At 53.0% G+C, this 19,526-nt stretch carries 20 protein-coding genes; 15 read left to right on the top strand and 5 right to left on the bottom strand.

Going from position 1 to position 19,526, the window contains the following annotated elements:
• Positions 1–155: 155 nt before the first annotated feature.
• The 9 genes from ACJJI4_RS19365 (at position 156) to ACJJI4_RS19405 (ending at position 11,021) form a co-directional block, all read left to right on the top strand.
• Entirely contained in the window at positions 156–899 is a 744-nt protein-coding gene (locus ACJJI4_RS19365; RefSeq protein ID WP_444926183.1) for a DUF2189 domain-containing protein, read from the top strand.
• Between the two features lie 27 nt (positions 900–926).
• Positions 927–1,610: an RDD family protein gene (locus ACJJI4_RS19370; RefSeq protein ID WP_444926184.1), complete on the top strand. Its 684-nt coding sequence runs from the start codon at positions 927–929 to the stop codon at positions 1,608–1,610.
• A 12-nt stretch (positions 1,611–1,622) separates the two neighbouring features.
• Positions 1,623–2,597, top strand: coding sequence for a stage II sporulation protein M (locus tag ACJJI4_RS19375; protein WP_444926185.1), 975 nt, complete (start codon positions 1,623–1,625; stop codon positions 2,595–2,597).
• Positions 2,587–4,173: a DUF4129 domain-containing protein gene (locus tag ACJJI4_RS19380; protein ID WP_444926186.1), complete on the top strand. Its 1,587-nt coding sequence runs from the start codon at positions 2,587–2,589 to the stop codon at positions 4,171–4,173. Before ACJJI4_RS19375 ends, ACJJI4_RS19380 begins: the two co-directional genes overlap by 11 nt.
• Positions 4,163–5,473 (top strand): DUF4350 domain-containing protein, encoded by a 1,311-nt coding sequence (locus tag ACJJI4_RS19385; RefSeq protein ID WP_444926187.1) that lies wholly within the window; start codon positions 4,163–4,165, stop codon positions 5,471–5,473. Before ACJJI4_RS19380 ends, ACJJI4_RS19385 begins: the two co-directional genes overlap by 11 nt.
• Complete coding sequence (locus ACJJI4_RS19390) at positions 5,470–6,474, top strand: AAA family ATPase (RefSeq protein ID WP_444895787.1); 1,005 nt, start codon at positions 5,470–5,472, stop codon at positions 6,472–6,474. The genes ACJJI4_RS19385 and ACJJI4_RS19390 overlap by 4 nt, the downstream gene beginning before the upstream one ends.
• Entirely contained in the window at positions 6,471–7,868 is a 1,398-nt protein-coding gene (locus ACJJI4_RS19395) for a DUF58 domain-containing protein (protein WP_444926188.1), read from the top strand. The genes ACJJI4_RS19390 and ACJJI4_RS19395 overlap by 4 nt, the downstream gene beginning before the upstream one ends.
• Before the next feature lie 328 nt (positions 7,869–8,196).
• On the top strand, positions 8,197–8,664 hold the full coding sequence (locus ACJJI4_RS19400) for a hypothetical protein (RefSeq protein ID WP_444926189.1): 468 nt from the start codon (positions 8,197–8,199) through the stop codon (positions 8,662–8,664).
• A gap of 203 nt (positions 8,665–8,867) precedes the next feature.
• Positions 8,868–11,021 carry a TonB-dependent copper receptor gene (locus ACJJI4_RS19405; protein WP_444926190.1) on the top strand — a complete coding sequence of 718 codons (2,154 nt, stop codon included), beginning with the start codon at positions 8,868–8,870 and terminating at the stop codon, positions 11,019–11,021.
• Positions 11,022–11,134: 113 nt separating this feature from the next.
• On the opposite strand, the gene ACJJI4_RS19410 is transcribed toward ACJJI4_RS19405, so the two are convergent.
• The 5 genes from ACJJI4_RS19410 to cysK all read right to left on the bottom strand — a co-directional run bounded on the left by ACJJI4_RS19410 (position 11,135) and on the right by cysK (position 14,368).
• A complete protein-coding gene (locus ACJJI4_RS19410; protein WP_413663699.1) occupies positions 11,135–11,740 on the bottom strand; it encodes an outer membrane beta-barrel protein in 606 nt (201 codons plus the stop codon).
• A 51-nt stretch (positions 11,741–11,791) separates the two neighbouring features.
• Positions 11,792–12,049: a type II toxin-antitoxin system HicB family antitoxin gene (locus ACJJI4_RS19415; RefSeq protein ID WP_108734877.1), complete on the bottom strand. Its 258-nt coding sequence runs from the start codon at positions 12,047–12,049 to the stop codon at positions 11,792–11,794.
• Positions 12,050–12,267: 218 nt separating this feature from the next.
• Positions 12,268–12,471, bottom strand: coding sequence for a hypothetical protein (locus ACJJI4_RS19420; RefSeq protein WP_444926191.1), 204 nt, complete (start codon positions 12,469–12,471; stop codon positions 12,268–12,270).
• 104 nt (positions 12,472–12,575) lie between these two features.
• On the bottom strand, positions 12,576–13,412 hold the full coding sequence (cysQ, locus tag ACJJI4_RS19425) for a 3'(2'),5'-bisphosphate nucleotidase CysQ (RefSeq protein ID WP_444926192.1): 837 nt from the start codon (positions 13,410–13,412) through the stop codon (positions 12,576–12,578).
• 38 nt (positions 13,413–13,450) lie between these two features.
• Positions 13,451–14,368: a cysteine synthase A gene (cysK, locus tag ACJJI4_RS19430; RefSeq protein ID WP_413663701.1), complete on the bottom strand. Its 918-nt coding sequence runs from the start codon at positions 14,366–14,368 to the stop codon at positions 13,451–13,453.
• Between the two features lie 202 nt (positions 14,369–14,570).
• Here cysK and ACJJI4_RS19435 point away from each other — a divergent pair, with 202 nt between their 5' ends.
• The 6 genes from ACJJI4_RS19435 (at position 14,571) to hslO (ending at position 19,487) form a co-directional block, all read left to right on the top strand.
• A complete protein-coding gene (locus ACJJI4_RS19435) occupies positions 14,571–15,236 on the top strand; it encodes a lysoplasmalogenase (RefSeq protein WP_444926193.1) in 666 nt (221 codons plus the stop codon).
• 78 nt (positions 15,237–15,314) lie between these two features.
• A complete protein-coding gene (gene yrfG / locus ACJJI4_RS19440; RefSeq protein WP_444926194.1) occupies positions 15,315–15,998 on the top strand; it encodes a GMP/IMP nucleotidase in 684 nt (227 codons plus the stop codon).
• A 15-nt stretch (positions 15,999–16,013) separates the two neighbouring features.
• Positions 16,014–16,391, top strand: a complete 378-nt coding sequence (locus ACJJI4_RS19445; protein WP_444926195.1) for an Hsp15 family ribosome-associated heat shock protein — start codon at positions 16,014–16,016, stop codon at positions 16,389–16,391.
• An 85-nt stretch (positions 16,392–16,476) separates the two neighbouring features.
• Positions 16,477–17,970 (top strand): S1C family serine protease, encoded by a 1,494-nt coding sequence (locus ACJJI4_RS19450; protein WP_444926196.1) that lies wholly within the window; start codon positions 16,477–16,479, stop codon positions 17,968–17,970.
• 25 nt (positions 17,971–17,995) lie between these two features.
• Positions 17,996–18,457 (top strand): DUF4124 domain-containing protein, encoded by a 462-nt coding sequence (locus ACJJI4_RS19455; RefSeq protein WP_444926197.1) that lies wholly within the window; start codon positions 17,996–17,998, stop codon positions 18,455–18,457.
• Positions 18,458–18,608: 151 nt separating this feature from the next.
• A complete protein-coding gene (hslO, locus tag ACJJI4_RS19460; RefSeq protein ID WP_444926198.1) occupies positions 18,609–19,487 on the top strand; it encodes an Hsp33 family molecular chaperone HslO in 879 nt (292 codons plus the stop codon).
• Positions 19,488–19,526 lie beyond the last annotated feature (39 nt).

Genomic DNA, 19,526 nt, shown 5'->3' on the forward strand with positions numbered 1-19,526 from the left:
TCACTCCCTGGGGATTTTATGCTGAGAAAGATGTATCACCTAATTTGCCAATGTATTGGCGTGGCATTGTTCGCCACTCCTGCCTATGAGATATTTCCCTCCCAAGACTCTGCACCCCATTAATAATCTAAATCTCAATAAGGACAGCTAACAGGATGAGTGACATCTATAAGGCCCCTGAAGCAAATTTGGCCAATAGCCCCGTGAGTGACGACTCAGGCTCTATTGAAAAGGGCATTGCCGGGGATTATTCGTTTTCTATTGGGGAGACTCTTAGCGAAGCTTGGCAACGCACGAGTGGTAATAAAGGCACCGTTTGGGTGGGAGCATTGCTCTATTTCGTTGCCATTATTGCAATTACTATCGTCGCCACCTTAATTACTGGCGGCACTGCGGCTTTCAGCCCCGACAGCAACCCAGGGCCATTTGCCGAGGCTCTCTCTCAGCTGATCGTGACCTTTGCCGGCGCACCCTTGGCGGTGGGTATGACAATGATTGGTATCAAGATCGCCCGCGACGAGCAGACTTCTGGTACCGAGGTGTTTGCTCATTTCGACAAGATAGTGCCTCTCGGCTTTGCGACCATCGTTATGTATCTACTAATTGGGGTTGGTCTGATACTGCTGATAATTCCGGGTATTTACCTAATGATTGCTTATATGCTGGCAATGCCCCTAATTGCCGATCGCAATCTGAGCCCCTGGGAGGCTCTGGAAACCTCCCGTAAAGCCATCACTAAGAACTGGTTTGCCTTCCTTGGTTTCGCAATTGTTATGATACTGATCTTTTTAGCTGGCAGCATTCCTCTGCTTATCGGCCTGATTTGGGCAATCCCCCTCTGTAGTATCGCTTTTGGTGTTGCCTACCGAAAAGTTTTCGGCGTTCCCAATCACAATTAAATTTCTCTACCAGACAGGAGCGGTGGCTTGCTGGATACCACCTATAACGTCGAAACACCCGAGGGGATTGATTTGCGCGCGCGGGCCGCTGGGCCTGTGCCGCGTATCCTTGCGTATGCAGTGGATGTGTTTTATCGATCATTGATATTGGCCGCGATCGGCTTTGCCTTGCTATTTGCCGGCTTTGCCGGTGCGGGTATCTGGCTCGTCTGCGCCTTTTTTCTCGAGTGGTTTTACCCGGTGCTTTTTGAAGTTTTACGCGGTGGGCAAACACCGGGCAAAAAAGCCTTTGGCCTAATGGTGGTCAACGACAACCTTACGCCGGTGTCCTGGGGAGCATCCATCGTTCGCAACCTGTTACGCTTCGCGGATTTTATGCCATTTGCCTACGCCACTGGCGTAATAAGCATGACACTGGGGCGTCACTTCCAGCGCCTTGGCGACCTGGCAGCAGCCACCCTGGTGGTCTATCGCGAAGAGGAAAAGGCACCAGTTGCCCTGCCGGATACCACCCCGCTCCCACCACCGCAAAACCTTCGCCAGCAGGACCAACAGGCACTGGTCAGCCTTTTGGAGCGCCACCAGGATTTAAGCGAAGCGCGTCAGCAAGAGCTTGCCAATCTGCTCGAACCGATTACTCGGAAAAGGGACAGCGATGCCTTGAGCTACCTGCGCTCTGTGGGCAGTTGGCTACTCGGTGGCAGGGGATAGGCAGAGGTACCTATGAAGCAGAGAGACTTTGAGAATCGCTACCGCGACAGCTGGGAGCAATTAGAAGCCTGGCTGAAAGCGGATCGGAACAAGTCCGAAGTTGCGGCCCTGGACCTACCTATCGCCTATCGCAACCTTTGCCAGCAGCTGGCAATGGCTAAGGAGCGACAATATACCAACCGCCTGATAGACCACCTCAACCAGCTGGTTATGGCGGCACATCACCGTGTCTACCGCCAGGAAACCTTGCGCCGCAAGGGGTGGTTGCACTATTTGTTGGCAGGTTTTCCCCAAGCCGTGCGCGCTAATAGCCGCGCAGTACTGCTGGCATCCGCTTTGTTTTTAATACCTGGCTTGATCCTGGGAGTCGGCACTTACAACAACGATGCCCTGGTGTACGCAGTAATGTCACCAGAACAGGTTATGGGTTTTGAATCCATGTATGATCCGGGCAACCGGGTACTGGGCCGCGAGCGCGGCTCTGATACCGACCTGTTCATGTTCGGTTTTTATATCAAAAACAATATTGGCATCGCCTTTCGCACCTTTGCCGGCGGTGTACTGTTTGGCCTTGGCTCAATTTTCTTCCTGGTGTTTAACGGCATCTATATTGGCGCAGCGTTTGGGCATATCACCCGGGTGGGCTTTGTCTCCACCTTCTACCCATTTGTGATTGGCCACGGCGCCTTTGAGTTGACCGCCATAGTTCTGGCGGGAGCAGCGGGCCTGATATTGGGACGCTCTCTAGTGGATCCGGGCCAGCACAGGCGCACGGTCGCACTGCGCTTGGCCGCTGTCGAAGCAATGAAGATTATGTACGGCACTTTCCTGATGCTGGTGATTGCCGCTTTCCTTGAAGCCTTCTGGTCCTCCAGTGCCAGCACACCGATTGCGATCAAGCTCGGGGTAGGCGCCCTGTTTTGGGTACTGGTCTTTGCGTACTTTATCCTGGCGGGACGCAGAGAGGGCGCAACTCATGCAAATTAAGAATCTGGCTGTGCGAGCCCGCTTGCGCTCTCCCTGGGAGTCTGTCGATCTCGGTATCGCCCTGGCACGAAAATACTGGTGGCAACTTTTTATAGTCTACCTGTTGCCTGCAGCACCGCTATTTGCTTTGTGTTATTGGCTGTTTCCAGAGTCACCAACGCTCTCCATCTTATTTATTTGGTGGCTGAAACCCGTATTTGATCGGCTGCCCCTGTTTATGATCAGCCGCGCATTATTTGGCTCACCGGTATCCATTGGTGAGGCATTGAAGCATTTCTTTAGCCAGAATCGTCGCGACTGGTTTATGTGGCTTACCCTCCGTCGGCTGAGCCCCACACGCTCTTTCGATATGCCAGTTACCGTGCTGGAGCAATCCACGGGCAAGGCCCGTACCTCGCGCCTTGGGGTACTGCACCGCAAACACTCTGGGGCCGCCACCTGGCTAACACTAACGCTTTACCATATTGAGATATTTCTACTTGCCGCATTAAGTGTGATGGCATTTCTGTTTATCCCTGAACAGTATTCCGATGGGATCGATTGGATCCCTCTGCTCCAAGGGGATACTCAATGGCTGGAATGGATATATAACGGACTCTACCTGTTTGTTATGACAGCAGTAGCCCCCTTCTATATCGTTAGCGGATTTTGCCTTTATATTGGCCGTCGTATTGAATTGGAAGGCTGGGATATAGAAATCCAGTTTCGGGACCTGCTGGAACGCCAGCAGCGTGAACAGGAGTCTCACCGCAGAAGAAAACCAAGCACTGCTGCCCTAATCCTGATCTGCGGGCTCACCTTTGGCTCATTAATTCCAGCGCCCCCCGCCAGTGCCGCATCTTTGGAAACCCCGCAGCAGGCCCAAGAGCATATTGACGAAATTCTCGCCGGCGATAACTTTCATCAAATGAAAGAGATCAGTGGTTGGCGCAAAAAAGACAAATCTGAAACAGAAGCCGTCAAAGAGAAGTTCCCCGATTGGTTAATTAACTTTATCGAATGGCTTTTTGAGAACTCTAAAGATACGCCTGAAGTTGACGATGAAGTTAAATGGGGCCCAACAATTGCGAAAATCCTGGAGCTACTGCTTTGGGTTGGCTTGGTATTCGGCCTGGGCTATCTGCTTTGGAGACATCACGATAAAATTCTTCAGAGCTTGAAATGGCAGCCTAAGCCAAAGAAAAAGCAGCCCGTCCCCGAAACCCTATTCGGCCTGGATGTACGCCAATCGAGTCTGCCCGATGACGTTTGCGCTGAGGTCATGCGCCTGTGGACAGAGGGAGACAAGCGAGCCAGTTTGGGACTATTGTACCGCGCCACCCTCTCTCACCTGATTGAAGACTTCGAGTTTTATTTTGGCGATCACCTTACCGAAAGTGAATGCGCACAGCTGGTACAAGTAAGGCAACAGGAGCCGAATGAAGTACAGCGCCCAGTAAGTCCCGCCCTGAGTCAATTTGTACAAGAGCTTACTGCAAACTGGCAGCAGCTTGCCTATGCCCACCGGCCGCCAAAAGAGGCTCAGGTAAGCTCACTTTGTAGCCAATGGCAGGAGGAATTTGGCAATGACCGCTAAGAGAATTCTGTTGGCAGCTTTGGTCATAAGTGGCGTTGCACTTGTATGGCTATTCCTCACTTTCTACGAGCGCTACTCCAAGGAGATCGACAGCGGCTGGAGCATGGAAGCCAGACGAAATCCCTACCTGGCAGCAGAAAGATACCTCACCGATATCCAACTGGCGCCGCGCCAGGCAGATAATATATCTGTACTCCAGGGCCTCTCCTCCGATGCCACCCTGTTTATCAGCAGCTCCAGCCAGGTCTATAACCCCACCAAGGCCCAAGAGCTTATCGAGTGGGTCGAGCGCGGCGGCCACGCCATCGTTGTAGCCTATACCGGCAACTTCGACAGCGACTCCGGGCGCAGTGAAAACCGCGACTGGCTGCTTGAGTCCATGGACGTCTCTATCGAAGAGGGGCACAGTAAATTCGAGCTGCAAGAATCCTTGGAGCAACTGCTCGGGGAGGATGCCGTACTCGAGCCTGAGCAGAGCCCCGCTGATGCCATGCGGGAGCACAATCGCAAACTGGACGAAGGCGAAACGGAAGATGAGCCGGAGGAACAAGAGGAGCCTCGCAACCCCGATGTGTCAGAGGAGGATCTGGTAACCCTGCCTGTTGAGGGCGGCAGCGATATACAGCTATACCTCGATGCCAGCCACCTGCTCTACCATCCTTCATTTAATGACGAGACTATCGACAGTGGGCCTGTTTTCTGGGCTAAGGTACGACGCGGCGATGTCGACGTACCGTTTATGCAGTTCGAGCGCGGCAATGGTGTGATTACCTTGATGACTGACAGTACCCTGTGGCAGTCCCAGCGTATTGGCCACTTCGATCACGCCTATTTCTTACAATTGCTGGCCGGCGAAGGAGAGTTTGTCTTTCTCACCCGCCCCCGCTTTGAAACCCTTTCTAAGGTTGCTCGTCAATACGCTGCAGAGTTTTTTCTCGCCGGCGCACTGGCCTTACTCGCTTGGCTATTACTACACGGGCGCCGCTTCGGCCCCTTGCAGCCGGAGCCAGAAGTGTCCCGCCGTTCTCTGCTAGAACATATATCCGCCTGCGGCCATTACTACTGGCAGGACGACCAGGGGGAAACCCTGCTGCGCGGCCATCGGGAAGAGCTTCTACGTCGCCTTGGCGCCACCCATATCAACGCCACTAAAAAACGCAAACTGTGCGACAAGCTCTGTGCCTCCACCGGTATGGATGAACGGCTAATAGTTGAAACCCTGTGGGGCAAGCCCCCTACAACCGAAGAAACATTTACTGAACACATGCGTAATCTGCAGCGAATTGAGGCAGTCCTATGAACGAGACCACCCTTCAACCAGAACAACAAACCACGGGCCCGTCACCTGACTGGCAGGCTGCATCCGCCAAACTTCAGATACTACGCAACAATATCAACCGGTTGCTGATTGGCCAGGAGCAGGTGGTTGACCAGGTACTCGTAGCTCTATTGGCTTCTGGCCACGTACTGCTCGAAGGTGTACCTGGACTCGGCAAAACCCTTCTGGTGCGCACCCTGGCCAACTGCTTTGGCGGCAATTTCCGCCGCATCCAGTTTACCCCGGATTTGATGCCCGCCGACGTTACCGGCCACGCCATGTACAACATGGGAGAGAGCCGCTTTGAGGTGCGTCGCGGGCCGGTATTTACCAACCTGCTGCTGGCGGATGAAATCAACCGTGCCCCCGCCAAAACCCAGGCCGCCCTACTGGAGGTGATGCAGGAGAAGCAGGTCACTATCGACGGCCAGGCACTGAAAGTACCCAGTCCATTTATGGTACTCGCCACTCAAAACCCCATCGAGCAGGAAGGTACCTACCCGCTGCCAGAGGCGGAACTGGACCGATTCCTGCTGAAAGTCCTCATCGATTACCCCAGCCTCGAAGCGGAACTGAAATTGGCCGCCGCCGCCAGCAGTGGCCGAATTGAGCGCAGCCTGCAGGAAAAGCTGGCCGGGGAAATTACTGTCGAGGGATTGCAGCAACTTCAGGCCCTGGTGCCCCAGGTGGGGTTGGACGAACAGGTATTGAATTACGCCGTGCGGCTGGTGCGCGCCACCCGCCAATCACCGCAGCTGCGCAGCCCCGCCGGCCCGCGCGCCAGTATCGGCCTGCTGCAGGCAGCCCGCGCCAATGCGCTGTTACAGGGACGGGAATTTGTACTGCCGGATGATATCAAGGCCATGGCCATCCCGGTAATGCGCCACCGTATCGGCCTATCTCCAGATATGGAAATTGACGGTGAAACTGCTGACACGGCGCTGGCAATGATTATCGACAGTGTTGAGGCGCCGCGACTGTGACACAGACTGTAGCTGCAACAGAGCAACAGGCAGCACCAGCGCAAAGCGGTCGCACCGGCCCGAGTCCGCGCCTGGTCAAACTGCTCGGCTACTGGTGCCTGGCGGCTCTGGCAATTACAGCAGCGCGAATTTGGTTTCCGCAAGCCAGCTCATTTATCGGCAACCTTTGGTGGGGAGCGAGTGCCCTGTTAATCAGCGCCACCCTGCTGGACTATCTCACCGGTTGCCGTGTAACCGGTCTGCAGGGGCTGCGGCGATTGCCCGGCAACCTGGCCCTGGGCGTACGCAATACTGCGCGGCTAAAACTTCACAATACCGGCCCACGCCCACTATTACTCCAGGTTTCCGACTCAATCCCACAGCAACTGGGATCGACAGGGCTGCCGCGCTCCGCACAACTTAACCCGGACCAGGAAATCACCATCGAGTACGACCTGGTACCCCGTCGCCGCGGCAGCGCCTCTTTCGGACGAATCGAGGTACTGGCCAACTCTCCCTGGGGACTCTGGCAGACGAGGGTATGGTTGGGACAGGAGCAGACCGTCAAGGTCTACCCCAATTTTCTCGGTATCTCCTCACTGCAATCTCTCTCCACCGAACAGAGCCTGCGCCTGATGGGGTTGCACCAGCAGCAACGTCGCGGTGAGGGCATGGACTTCCGCCAACTGCGGGAATACCGCCAGGGAGACAGCCAGCGACAGGTGGACTGGCGCGCGAGCTCACGGCTGCGCAAACTGATCAGCCGTGAATACCAAGACGAACGCGACCAGGAAATTATTTATATGCTGGATTGCGGCCGCCGGATGCGTGCGAAAGACGGCGAGCTGAGCCACTTTGACCACGCACTCAATGGCTTGCTACTTTCAGCTTATGTCGCCATCAAACAGGGGGATGCGGTCGGCTTGCAGGCATTTGCTGCGGCACAGGAGAGCAGTGGTGGACAGCTGCCTCCAGTAAAAGGCGAAAGTGCAATCAACCTACTGTTGAATAATGTCTACGACCTCCACTCTGGCACCAGTAGCGCAGATTACACTAGCGCCGCACAACAGCTGATGGCCCACCACAAGCGCCGTGCCCTGGTAATCCTGATTACCAACTTGCGCGATGAAGATAGTGATGAACTCCTAGCCGCAGTCAAATTGCTGTCGCGCAATCACCTGGTGATGATTGCCAGTCTGCGGGAGACTTCTGTGGACAAATTGCTGCAACAGCCGATTCAGAACTTTGATAGTGCAGTAAACAGCGCAGCAGCGAGGGACTTCCTGCGCCGCAGGGAGCGATTACTTCAGCATTTGCAGGCACACAATGTCATAGTGGTTGACTCGAGGCCGGAGCTTTTGCACCAGTCTCTGGTAGAGTCCTATTGGCGCCTAAAGCGCAGCGGCAGAATCTGAATCGACAAATTCACCGAGTGGGGACTCTCCGAGCCCCCACTATTCAAACCTTCTCTATAACCTTCCCACTACCCGCAATAATCCAGGGCTGTCCGGGAACTCTCCCCAATCCCGGGAATCTCTTATTGAGCGCGCTACCTCCTGGAACCTTTAGCTTCCAGCAAAGTTAGATTTATTTTTAGAATGCGCTGAAGAAAAGAAATTAAATTCCAACAAAACCTGATAAAGCTCAATTTACCTCGTATTAGTTCGCAAAAGTTAACTTGGGCCAGTGGCACTTTGCTGTATCACCCGTTAACCTCTTGTTACTCATCTCCGGGTATTTAAAATGGGCCCGGGCAAAGTACAGACCTTCTTATTTATGAGCGGTAAGCGCACCATCCAATACTGTTCCCGTCTGTCCCAGTGGCAGGCGCTATTGCTATTGCTGGTATTTCTCAGCGCGCGAGGCCTGGTTCCTGCCGGTTTTATGCCGGCAGATTTTGCAGCGGGAACGCCCTATGGGCTCTGCCATGGCGATAGCCGCAGCGCTTTATTGCTCAATACCCTCAAAACGAACTCTCACAGCGATCATCACGGCGACCACTCTTCAAGCCACAACCACGATACGCTTACCGCTCACTCATTTGCCGATAACCATTGTAATTTTTCCGCCGCTGCCAGTATTGCCAGCGCACCAACTACAGAACTGGAAATAGTCCTACCCGGTTTTACTCAACCGCCCTCTTATCCGGCTTTTTTCCGCGTTATCTCTAACGCTTACAGCCGCCCACTAATTCGCGCCCCCCCGGTTTAATTCCTTTTTTATTCCAACATCATCACTCCGCAGTTCGCTGTGGACCGCAAGTCTCATTGCTGTCTTAACATTTTCAGCGCTTTGGGTCTTGCCAAAATACGACCACTTTTTCAGGTGGGGATATGTCGCGTGCGCCAAATATTACTCAGGCCTGCGCGCTCACTGCTGCGTGTTCGAAACGCCAGCGAAAAGGATTGAAAACCATGCATCAGAGCATCAACGCAAAAATTTTTCTGAAAAAACCTCTCAGCCTGGCACTTGCTGCCTGCTGTACCTTTTCAGCACATCTCGCAGCGGAAGAATCCGAAGAGTCAGAACCATTAAAAGATAGTGAAATGGAACAAATGGTGGTTACTGGGGTAAAGACTGAACTCCCCCTCAACCTGGTAACCGACCCGAAAAAACCCCGTCAGCCATTACCTGCCAATGACGGCGCCGACTACCTGAAAACAATTCCGGGATTTTCCGTAGTGCGTAAAGGCGGTACCAGTGGCGATCCGATGCTTCGCGGAATGGGGGGCTCGCGCCTGGGAATGGTAGTGGATGGAGAAACAATGACGGGTGGTTGTCCCAGCCGAATGGACCCACCTACAGCCTATATTTTTCCCGAGGCAATGGACGAAATTGAAGTTATTAAAGGGCCACAGAGCGTCCTCTATGGCCCGGGAAATTCCGCCGGCGTAGTTGTATTTAATCAGCAGCAGGAGCGCCCCACTGAAAGCGACTGGAATATGCATGCGAGCCTGCTCGGCGCCAGTGCCGAGCGTCGCGATGGTCTATTCGATATCTCCTATAGTTCGCCGCAGTTTTCTATCCGCAGCTCCTCGACCTCGGCATCTGCGGACGACTACGAAGACGGGGATGGCAATGAGGTAAATTCCAGTTATGAGCGCTGGAGCAGCCAGGTCAATTTGGCCTGGACACCCAGCGACGATACACGGGTCGAGTTTGATACTGCATTTAGCGATGGTGAAGCTGCCTATGCAGATCGGGGAGTCGACGGTTCCAAGTTTGCCCGTGAGAGCCACAAAGCGAAATATGTCCGCAGCAATATCAGTAGCTGGCTCGACTCAATTGAGCTCCAGGCCTACTACAACTATATCGACCACATCATGGATAACTACAGCCTGCGCGAGCTATCCAGCACCGCTACCCCCATGGTCATGAATCTCGATAGTGAGACCACAGGTTTCAAGGTGGCTCTGGTGTTTACGCCTATGGACGATGTGGAATTGACCAGTGGAATTGATGTCCGGGAAAATCGCCACACCGGGCGTTCGACCATGAACCAGTCCACCATGGACTACCGGGATATGAAGCGAGAGGCCGATGCCGAATTTAGCCAGCTGGGGTTATTTTCTGAGGTCAGCTGGCAAGTCGCAGCCAATCAACGCTGGATCGCCGGTGCACGAGTCGATGATTGGGAAGTAAAAGACCTTCGCGATGAAGTTGCTCTATCCATGATGTCCTCAGTGGATAACCCCACTGCGGGAGAAACTCGCTCAGAGCTATTGAACAGCGGCTTCCTGCGCTATGAATATGGTCTCGAGAGCGGCCCCAATAGTTCTGCCACACTCTTTGCCGGGCTCGGCTACACCGAGCGCTTCCCCGATTATTGGGAAATTTTCTCCTACGAGACAGCAGACTCCTACAGCGCACTGGATATCGAATCAGAAAAGACCACCCAGCTGGATATCGGCTATATCTATCGCGGTGAAAAACTCTCCGCCAGTGTCTCCGGATTCGTCAATCAGATTGATGACTACCTGATGATTGAGACGGATTACGAAAAAGCGGCAGTAATGAGTAGCATGGATTCTATGGGTAGTATGAATATGGATGGTATGGACTCCTCCGATATTCGCACTACCTCCATTGTCAGAAACATCCAGGCGCGCTCCTGGGGTTTGGAGTTTGACTCCTCATATCAGCTCAACGAGCAGTGGCGCACTGAATTCACCGTAACATCTGTTCGCGGTGCCAACGAAACCGATGGCACTACCTTGGCACAACTGCCGCCTCTGGAGGGCCGCCTGGGACTCTACTATGAACAGGCCCAGTGGTCAGCAGGTGTTTTATGGCGCGCTATCGCAAGCCAGGACCGGGTGGATATCGGCAAAGGCAATATTGTTGGTCAGGATATTGGTGCAACCGACTCTGCCAACGTCGTTTCCATCAATGCCGGCTGGAAACCCAGTAAAAGTGTACTGGTAACTACCGGTATCGATAACCTATTCGATGAGACTTACGCTGAACATATCAGTCGCTCTGGAGCCAATATTATTGGTTTCGATCAGTTGACCCGGGTTAACGAACCGGGACGCACCTTCTGGCTGAAAGCCATTTATCGAATTTAAAAGCTATTGGGGCCCCAGGGCCCCTTTTCCATTCTATAAAAAAATCAGTATTTAATTAAGAAATTTCTACGAATAAATTATTGAGAAAAATAGGTTAAAAGGCGGAGGGCATACTAAAAGCGGTAGGAAAAATTCAAACTCAGGGTACGCAGATGCCCGAGGTTAACACGTTCTATTTTGCCAATATTATTGTAGTTATACTCTAATGAAGTATCGAAATCCTGAGTCCACATAATTCGGTAACCCACTCCGGCATTCCAAAAAGTATCACTGCCACTGGCATCAATAATATAGATATATCGATCATCCGGATAAAATGGTGGGTATTCTCGATACCAATAGCCTCTTCTTATAACATTGTTCAAATCCACATCGGCATAATTATATCCCACCATCCAATAGAGACATTGAACGTGACAATTCAGGGTAAAATCAATTTTAAAATTTAAACCTACCTGATCTACTGTGACATGATTATCATCAAAATGTGACGCCCGCAGCTCAACTTGCCAGACTCCTACCGCCGGCGTAATTCCAAGGCTGACATAGCCAAAAGAATCCCGCTGCTTATTTAACTGCTGCTCGCCACTCCCAAAACCAACGGTACCGATAATCCGGTACTCTCCCGTGGCGACACCATCAAAAGGATTATTCGCCTCGAATCCATAACTGGTCGCAGCTATAAAAAAGGAAAGCAGGTAGACGGATAGCTTTATCATCGCCACTCACATCAAAAAGCCAGTCATCAAGTTCAAGCTCAGTGAATTATTTCAAGTTGTTTCTACATCAATAATGGCCCAGACGCCTCCTACAAAAGCCGGGTTTTTCTTCAGGTTGTCTACATCACCTGCTTGCGGCATTGGCTGTCCAGCCTGGCGGAGCTCTTCCAACCGCTGAAAAATCGTTTCAGCCATTTTTTGCAGGGTCCCCTCAAGGGTATCGGCATAGCAGTGGCAATGCGGCAGATCCGGTGCAATGGCACCAAATCCGGCATATTCAATATTGTGCACCACAACCGGGTAGCGCATTGAAAAATACTCTTATGTATTAGCTTTCCAAAGCGTAGACTGCTTTACATTTTACGGGGGAATTTGGCAAGGAAATTAGCTAATTAGCCGGGAAATAATATTTCGCGCGGGCACAGATTCAACACTATAAGTGACAGCACTGAGTAGGAAGAACTGCCGTATTCAAATTAAAACCTGCAGCACTACAGTTTTCACACAAGAAAATATTTGGAATTTAGTTAACGGGGCATTCTACCTAATAGGGCCCGACGGGAAAATAGCATGTTGTTATAGGTGCGCCGCAACGCAATATCATTTGCATCGACTGCATTGGAGAGGGCTTCAAAATGCCGCTGCAACCAGTTTATTTCCTCCTCCAGCTCCCGACGCAAACAGCGAATTTCACCTTTATCCTGGTTAAAGCGCAGATCGGGTCCAGACATCAGTGAGCCTCCTGAATTTGGAAATATCCAAATCCCCTTTAAAGCCTCCACCAGTGGTGGTGGAGGCACAAATATACTCTCTATATGTTTACTGGCGTCACACCCTAAGCAGCGGACTTATCCAGCAGTAGGGATTGCCAATCAAAAGAAGAATCACCAATTACATAGAAAAAAGGATTTAGCAGAGAGTCTTTGGTGTTGTAGCGCAACAAATTAAACTCTTCGTCCACAACAATACCACCTGCTGCCTCAACTACAGCCTGAGCTGCCGCAGTATCCCACTCGCAAGTAGGAGCCAGACGCGGATACAAATCTGCTGCCCCCTCAGCAACCAGGCATAATTTCAGCGAGGAGCCCATATTTTTGCACTCGACAGCTCCTAGCTCAGACTCGATACGTTGTACCAACTGGTCGACAGTGCCGGTTCCATGGCTGCGGCTGGCCACAAGCTCAACAACTTCACTATTATCCAGGCGCGGCCTCAGTGGACGCACCCGAATTTCAGTTTCGCCATTGGTATCGCGCTTAAAGGCTCCTTCGCCCTTGCAGCCGGCATAAGTGATATTCAGTACCGGTACGTAAACCACCCCCAAAACGGGCTCGCCATTTTCGATTAACGCGACATTTACGGTAAATTCACCGTTGCGTCGGATAAATTCTTTGGTGCCATCGAGCGGATCGACAATCCAGTAACGCTGCCACTGACTGCGCTCTTCGAACGAGGGCATTTCCTGCTCTTCTGATAAAACCGGTACTCCCTCGATAAGCTGTGCCAACGCCGGTTCCAGTACTTTGTGAGCGGCCAGATCTGCGGCAGTAACTGGGGAATCATCTTTCTTTGTCTCGACTTCCAACTCAGCGCTGCTGTGATAAACCTCGAGAATCGCCTCTCCCGCGCGTTTGCAGATCTCTATCACCTGCTCCAAAAGTGCTTTATCCATTACAACTCCATACTCTTTGAATTCACCATTATAAAATCTTAGGCGGAGAAAAGGTCCTGAACGGACAGATAGCGCTCACCAGTGTCATAGCTGAACACCAGTACCCGGCTGCCCGCATCCATTTCTCCCTCACGCTTCTTCAGTGCCGCAAGGCTGGCGCCGGAAGAAATACCCACAAAAATACCCTCTTTCAAGGCGCAGCGACGCGCCATCTCGAAACTATCTTCCTCACTGACCAAAACAGTGCCATCGAGGACTTCCGTATTGAGCACCTGGGGCACGAAGCCAGCGCCAATACCCTGCAATCGATGCAGGCCTTTTTCTCCACCGCTAATCACCGGTGATTTCTCCGGCTCTACCGCATAGACCTGTAATTTTGGAAAGTGCTCTTTTAATACTTCACCACAGCCTGTGATATGCCCGCCAGTACCCACACCGGTAATCATATAATCCAGCCCCTCAGGAAAGTCTGCCAAGATTTCCTTGGAGGTAACATCCCGGTGCACCTGGGCATTGGCGCGGTTATTAAATTGTTGGGGCATCCAGCTATTCGCATGTGAGGCCAATAACTCCTCCGCCTTAGCAATAGCGCCGCCCATACCGCGCTCTTTAGGTGTAAGGACCAATTCTGCGCCCATTGCTTTCATGACCTGGCGACGCTCTACCGACATAGACTCCGGCATGGTCAGGATCAGGCGATAACCCTTCACGGCAGCAACCATTGCCAGTCCAATTCCCGTATTACCAGAGGTCGGTTCGATTATTACTCCACCGGGCTGCAGGGCTCCACGACGCTCCGCATCCTCAATCATCGCCAAGGCAATTCGGTCCTTAATACTGCTGCCCGGATTAAAGCGCTCTACCTTCATCCAAACTTCTATATCGGGGCGAAAGAGGTGATTGATTCTTACGTGAGGGGTATTGCCGATTGTTTCCAGAATATTGGCCGCTTTCATCGGTGAGGCTCTCCATGACTAGTGCTCAAGGCAAACAACTGCCGGGCATGTATTTTCGATGCTCCATATTACCCCAGAAATGTCCCGCGGCCGGCACTGGAGAAAACTCAATTGGAATTAGAGAGTACAAGCTATCGATGATGCGGAGGAAAACCGTTAAATTGATGGGGAGGTATACAAAATAAAAATAAGGTAAGTACCTATGTCCGTAGAAAATTCCGCACCCCAGCACAACTTTCGCAATTACCTGGTACCGATGTTCCTGGCCAGTGCCACTTTATTCATCTTTCTGGATACCTGGAAGCTGGATAACTTGTGGATGCCCGCGCTAAAAGCGCTGCCGATACTGTGCCTAATGATGATTGCCAGACTGGAGCTGCGGGGCAAAACCCTGCTTTTCACTTTTCTAGCCCTCAGTTCCTCCGCCATCGGGGATGTACTCCTCGAAATGCAATTCCCCCAACACTTTGTGTTTGGACTGGGTGCTTTTCTTATTGCCCAGCTAATCTACGCGCTGGGCTTCCTGCGTTTTGCGGAGCCCCCCAATCGGCGCAACCTTATTCGGACACTGCCTATAGTGATTGCCGCACTGCTTTTGGCTCAAATTATCCTCCCTGCTGCTGGGGATTTAGCCCCAGCAGTATTAGCGTATCTGCTGGCTATCCTCGCCATGGCAGTCGCCGCCGCAATGCACAAGGGTGACGCCACCCTGCTATTTGCCGGGGCGGTCATCTTTATGGCTTCAGATACATTGATTGCTATTAACAAGTTCATCACCCCTCTACCGCTAGCCGATGCCGCCATTATGCTCACCTACTACAGTGCGCAACTATGTATCCTGTACGGAATCCGCCGCGCCCAGGCATAATGCAAACGATCCGGGAAGGCAGTGGCAAGCCAACTAAACTTGTCTTCCCGCCCCATATCAAAGAGGTAGACAGCTCCCATGCTCGACTGGCGAAGTATCGATACCGTATTGCTGGACATGGACGGCACCCTGCTGGATTTGCATTACGACAACCACTTTTGGCTCACGCACCTGCCCCAGCGCTACGCTGAAGTCCACGGCTTTGACCCACAGGAAGCCCAGCAGAAGCTCGAGGCTGAGATCAATGCCCGCCGCGGTACGCTGGAGTGGTACTGCCTGGACTTCTGGGCGGAAAAACTGGAGCTGGATATCCTCAGCATATTGCGCGAGATCGAGACCCGCATCGCCCTGCGCCCTCACACTGAGGCGTTTCTGAGCGGCCTGCAACAACTGCAAAAGCCCACCTACCTCGTGACCAATGCGCACCGTCAAGGACTGGATCACAAGCTGGAGATCACCGGTATCGACCGCTGGTTTGACGGCATCATCTCCTCCCATGATTATGGACATGCCAAGGAGAGTGCCAATTTCTGGGACTCTCTGCGAGATAACCTGGAATTTGACCCGGAGAACACCCTGTTTGTCGACGATAACCAATCTGTTCTGAGCGCGGCCCAGGACTACGGTATCGCCCACCTATTGTGTATTCGCCAACCGGATAGCCGCGGGCCCAAACGGGAAATCACCAACTTCCCGGCGATCCATCATTTTGATGAGATCATGGCTTTTAACCGCAGCAGACTGGACACCGGGTCCGCCTGATTTCACAAGGAAACCATGGAAAAAGTACGTGTCGATAAGTGGCTCTGGGCCGCACGCTTCTTTAAGACTCGCAGCATTGCCAAGCAGGCGATAGAAGGTGGAAAAGTCCACGCCGATGGCCAGCGGGTCAAAGCCAGCAAGGAAGTCACTACCGGTGTCAAACTGAGTATCCGCCAGGGCTGGGATTTACTGGAAGTTGAAGTAATCGCTCTATCGGATCAGCGGCGCGGCGCCGAGATTGCGCGCACCTTATACCGCGAGACCGAAGACAGTATCGCCCGTCGGGAAAAAGAGAAAACCGAGCGACAGGCAGCCAATGCCGGGATACAACAGGAGCGACCCAATAAAAAGCAACGCCGCCAGATACACCGCTTCCTGCGGGAACAAGAGTAGACTCGGCAGACAAAAGTGGTGAAATTTCCGCCATTTCCCACTTTAGCTGCTAAACTGCCCTCACTTAACCGGATAGAAAACAGCCATGTTGAAACGACTGATCGCCATTTCCCTGCTGATTTTGCTCGGTACCCAAACCGCCCTAGCAGACAGCCGAGAACACGAGCAGCTCAAGCGCTCAATCATCAAGATTTACACCACCGCCGCCGCCCCGGATTATTTCAATCCCTGGGCCCTGCTCAACCCCAAGCAGCTGTCCGGTTCCGGTGCCGTTATCCGCAACCAGCAAATCCTGACCAACGCACACGTAGTGGCCAACGGCAGCTTCATCCAGGTACAGCGCCACGGCGATGCAAAGAAATTCCGCGCCCGAGTGAAATTTGTCTCCCACGATGCCGACCTCGCCCTGCTGACCGTCGATGACGAAAGCTTTTTCAATGATACCCGCCCCCTGACCCTGGGCAAATTGCCCGATCTGCAGGAAGAGGTCACCGTCTACGGCTACCCCATAGGCGGCAAATCCCTTTCGATTACCCGCGGAGTACTCTCCCGCGTGGAGCACCAGTATTATGCCCATGCGGAAAGCTACCTGATGGCGGGCCAGATAGATGCGGCCATCAACCCGGGCAACAGCGGCGGTCCGGTTATCTCCAATGGCCGCATCGTCGGCGTGGCCATGCAAACCAATCAGAGCGCTGAAAACCTGGGTTACTTTGTCCCCCCCAGCGTGATCGCTCATGTCTTAGAAGATGCCAAGGACAATGTGCACCAAGGGTTCCCCGAACTGGGACTGGTAACCCAGAGCCTGGAAAGCCCATCGATGAAAAAGGCCGCCGGTCTCGAGGAAGACCAGGATGGCGCCATGGTCGTTAAAGTGTTCGACAATTCCCCCGCAGCTGAAGTGTTTAAACCCGGCGATGTCCTGCTTGAAGTCGATGGCTTTAAAGTAGCGGCTGACCGGACTGTGGAGTGGAGGGAAAACCAGCGCACCAACTACCACTACGCTGTGGACCGCCACCATGTCGGTGAACGTTTACCGGTGCGCTTCTCCCGCGATGGTAAAGAGCAGACCGCTGAGGTCACGCTGGCCGCAACACCTCCCTCACGCGCTATGGTGCTGGGAGAGCAATTTGACCGCCAGCCCCGCTACTATATCTACGGCGGTGTTGTCTTTGTGCCCCTGAATATGAACCTGATCAAACGCTGGGGCAAAAACTGGCACTCCAAGGCGCCTATTGACTACCTCTATGCCCGCAATCAATGGAGTGACGAGGAGCGCCGCGAGCTGGTCGTCGCCCTGAAAGTACTGCCTGCCAATGTGAACCTCGGTTACCACGACTGGAAGAACTGGATTATCGACTCAGTAAATGGCCACAGCATCAAGGACTTCGACGAGTTCGCTCAATTGATGGAAGGCAACAAGCAGGACTTTGTAGATTTGCGCGACCGCTCCGGATACCGGATGGTCTTGGATTCGGCAGAGGCCCAGGAACAGCAGCCTCTGATACTGCAGACCTACCATATCCCCCAGCGTCATTCGCAGGGGTTATTCAGCCAGCTGGCCAACAAAGAAGAATAGAAATATAGAAGGGCATGGAGTAGCCGTGAAATTACTGTGTCTACGTTCCGTAATAGGCGGCCTTATACTGGCCGCTAGTGCAACCGCAAGCAGCGCAGAGATGTACCGCTGGGTCGATGAAAGTGGCCGGGTACACTTTGGCGATCGCCCCCCGACTGACGCCAAAGCCGAGGATGTTTCGGGGGATCTAGCCCCGATCAATTCTATTGGCTCCAATGGCAGTCGGCGGCCTATTTTAACAACCGCAACGAGGTCAAGAGTTTCTCAAAAGGTTGATGATGAATACCGCGAGCGCCAATTGCGCGAGAAACAGGAAAAGCAGCAAAAGATGAAGAAAGCCTGCGACAAGGCCCGCAGTGACCTTGAGGCCATTCAAGGGCGGGTTGTGTTTCTCGACAATAACGGCAAAGAAGTGCGTCGCACCGAGCGGGAGAGACAGCAAATAGCTGAAAAGCTCCAGCGGGAAATTAAATACTACTGCGGCTAGTTACTCTCCTACTTGAGCGCTGACCCATTGCGATAATGGGGTAGCGCTCTACATTCTTCCTCTACTGCACCAGCAATGATCAGCGACAGCTACCATTTAGGCATATCCACCTCTAAAATCCTGCGGTTTTAATACCGAGAGCCCCCGACCTATGTCCGATCAGCTGGAACGCTTTATTTTCTCCAAACACGATATTCGCGGACAGGTGGTGACACTTACTGATTCCTACCGTGATGTACTGGAACACAACCCGCTGCCTACGCCAGTGGCCCGCCTGCTGGGGGAATTCCTCACCGCAGCCAGCCTGCTTTCAACCACACTGAAGTTCGAGGGTGTCCTGAGCCTCCAGGCCCGTGGCGAAGGCGATGTGCCGATGATTATGGCGGAGTGCACTCACCACAGCGACCTGCGCGGCATCGCCCGAGTTGCCGAGGGTGCACAAATCGACGAAAACGCCACCCTGCGCGATATGATCGGCCCCCGTGGAGCCCTGGCCATTACCCTTGAGCCAAAGCGCGGTGAGCGCTATCAAGGTGTGGTTCCCATGGAGCAGGACAACCTGGCCGGCTGCCTGGAAGACTACTTTAAGCAATCGGAGCAGCTGGCTACCCGCGTATGGCTGAAAAGCAGTGACAATACCGTCGCCGGTCTTATGTTGCAGATTCTGCCGGGCAATAATGCCGCCACGGAAGAAGAAAATCAGGACGCCTGGGAAACAGCGATTCACTTGGCGGAGACCGTAACTGACGAGGAGTTATTTACCGTTCCCCATCCAGAGCTGATTCACCGCCTATTCCACCAATTGGAGCCGGCAACTCTGGGTACCGACACTATTCGCTTCAAGTGCAGCTGCTCGAGAGAGCGCAGCGCCCGCGCGCTGGTTTCCCTGGGTGCAGAGGATGTCTACCGCCTGCTGGAAGAGCAGCAGGGTGAGATTATCGCGGACTGCCAATTCTGTAACACCCAGTACCGCTTTGACCGGGATCAAATTGAGTCGCTGCTCAACGCTCCCCCCCACACTCTTCACTAATCCACGCAGGGCTGCGCAACCGCCGAATCCTCAGCGCAG

The sequence above is a fragment of the Microbulbifer maximicatervae (SeqCode) genome, assembly GCF_052467305.1.

Coding starts and splice junctions, on each gene's coding strand:
- ACJJI4_RS19365 (WP_444926183.1), top strand. CDS start 156: ATGAGTGACATCTATAAGGCCCCTGAAGCAAATTTGGCCAATAGCCCC.
- ACJJI4_RS19375 (WP_444926185.1), top strand. CDS start 1,623: ATGAAGCAGAGAGACTTTGAGAATCGCTACCGCGACAGCTGGGAGCAA.
- ACJJI4_RS19380 (WP_444926186.1), top strand. CDS start 2,587: ATGCAAATTAAGAATCTGGCTGTGCGAGCCCGCTTGCGCTCTCCCTGG.
- ACJJI4_RS19385 (WP_444926187.1), top strand. CDS start 4,163: ATGACCGCTAAGAGAATTCTGTTGGCAGCTTTGGTCATAAGTGGCGTT.
- ACJJI4_RS19390 (WP_444895787.1), top strand. CDS start 5,470: ATGAACGAGACCACCCTTCAACCAGAACAACAAACCACGGGCCCGTCA.
- ACJJI4_RS19400 (WP_444926189.1), top strand. CDS start 8,197: ATGGGCCCGGGCAAAGTACAGACCTTCTTATTTATGAGCGGTAAGCGC.
- ACJJI4_RS19405 (WP_444926190.1), top strand. CDS start 8,868: ATGCATCAGAGCATCAACGCAAAAATTTTTCTGAAAAAACCTCTCAGC.
- ACJJI4_RS19410 (WP_413663699.1), bottom strand. CDS start 11,740: ATGATAAAGCTATCCGTCTACCTGCTTTCCTTTTTTATAGCTGCGACC.
- ACJJI4_RS19415 (WP_108734877.1), bottom strand. CDS start 12,049: ATGCGCTACCCGGTTGTGGTGCACAATATTGAATATGCCGGATTTGGT.
- ACJJI4_RS19420 (WP_444926191.1), bottom strand. CDS start 12,471: ATGTCTGGACCCGATCTGCGCTTTAACCAGGATAAAGGTGAAATTCGC.
- cysQ (WP_444926192.1), bottom strand. CDS start 13,412: ATGGATAAAGCACTTTTGGAGCAGGTGATAGAGATCTGCAAACGCGCG.
- cysK (WP_413663701.1), bottom strand. CDS start 14,368: ATGAAAGCGGCCAATATTCTGGAAACAATCGGCAATACCCCTCACGTA.
- ACJJI4_RS19435 (WP_444926193.1), top strand. CDS start 14,571: ATGTCCGTAGAAAATTCCGCACCCCAGCACAACTTTCGCAATTACCTG.
- yrfG (WP_444926194.1), top strand. CDS start 15,315: ATGCTCGACTGGCGAAGTATCGATACCGTATTGCTGGACATGGACGGC.
- ACJJI4_RS19445 (WP_444926195.1), top strand. CDS start 16,014: ATGGAAAAAGTACGTGTCGATAAGTGGCTCTGGGCCGCACGCTTCTTT.
- ACJJI4_RS19450 (WP_444926196.1), top strand. CDS start 16,477: ATGTTGAAACGACTGATCGCCATTTCCCTGCTGATTTTGCTCGGTACC.
- hslO (WP_444926198.1), top strand. CDS start 18,609: ATGTCCGATCAGCTGGAACGCTTTATTTTCTCCAAACACGATATTCGC.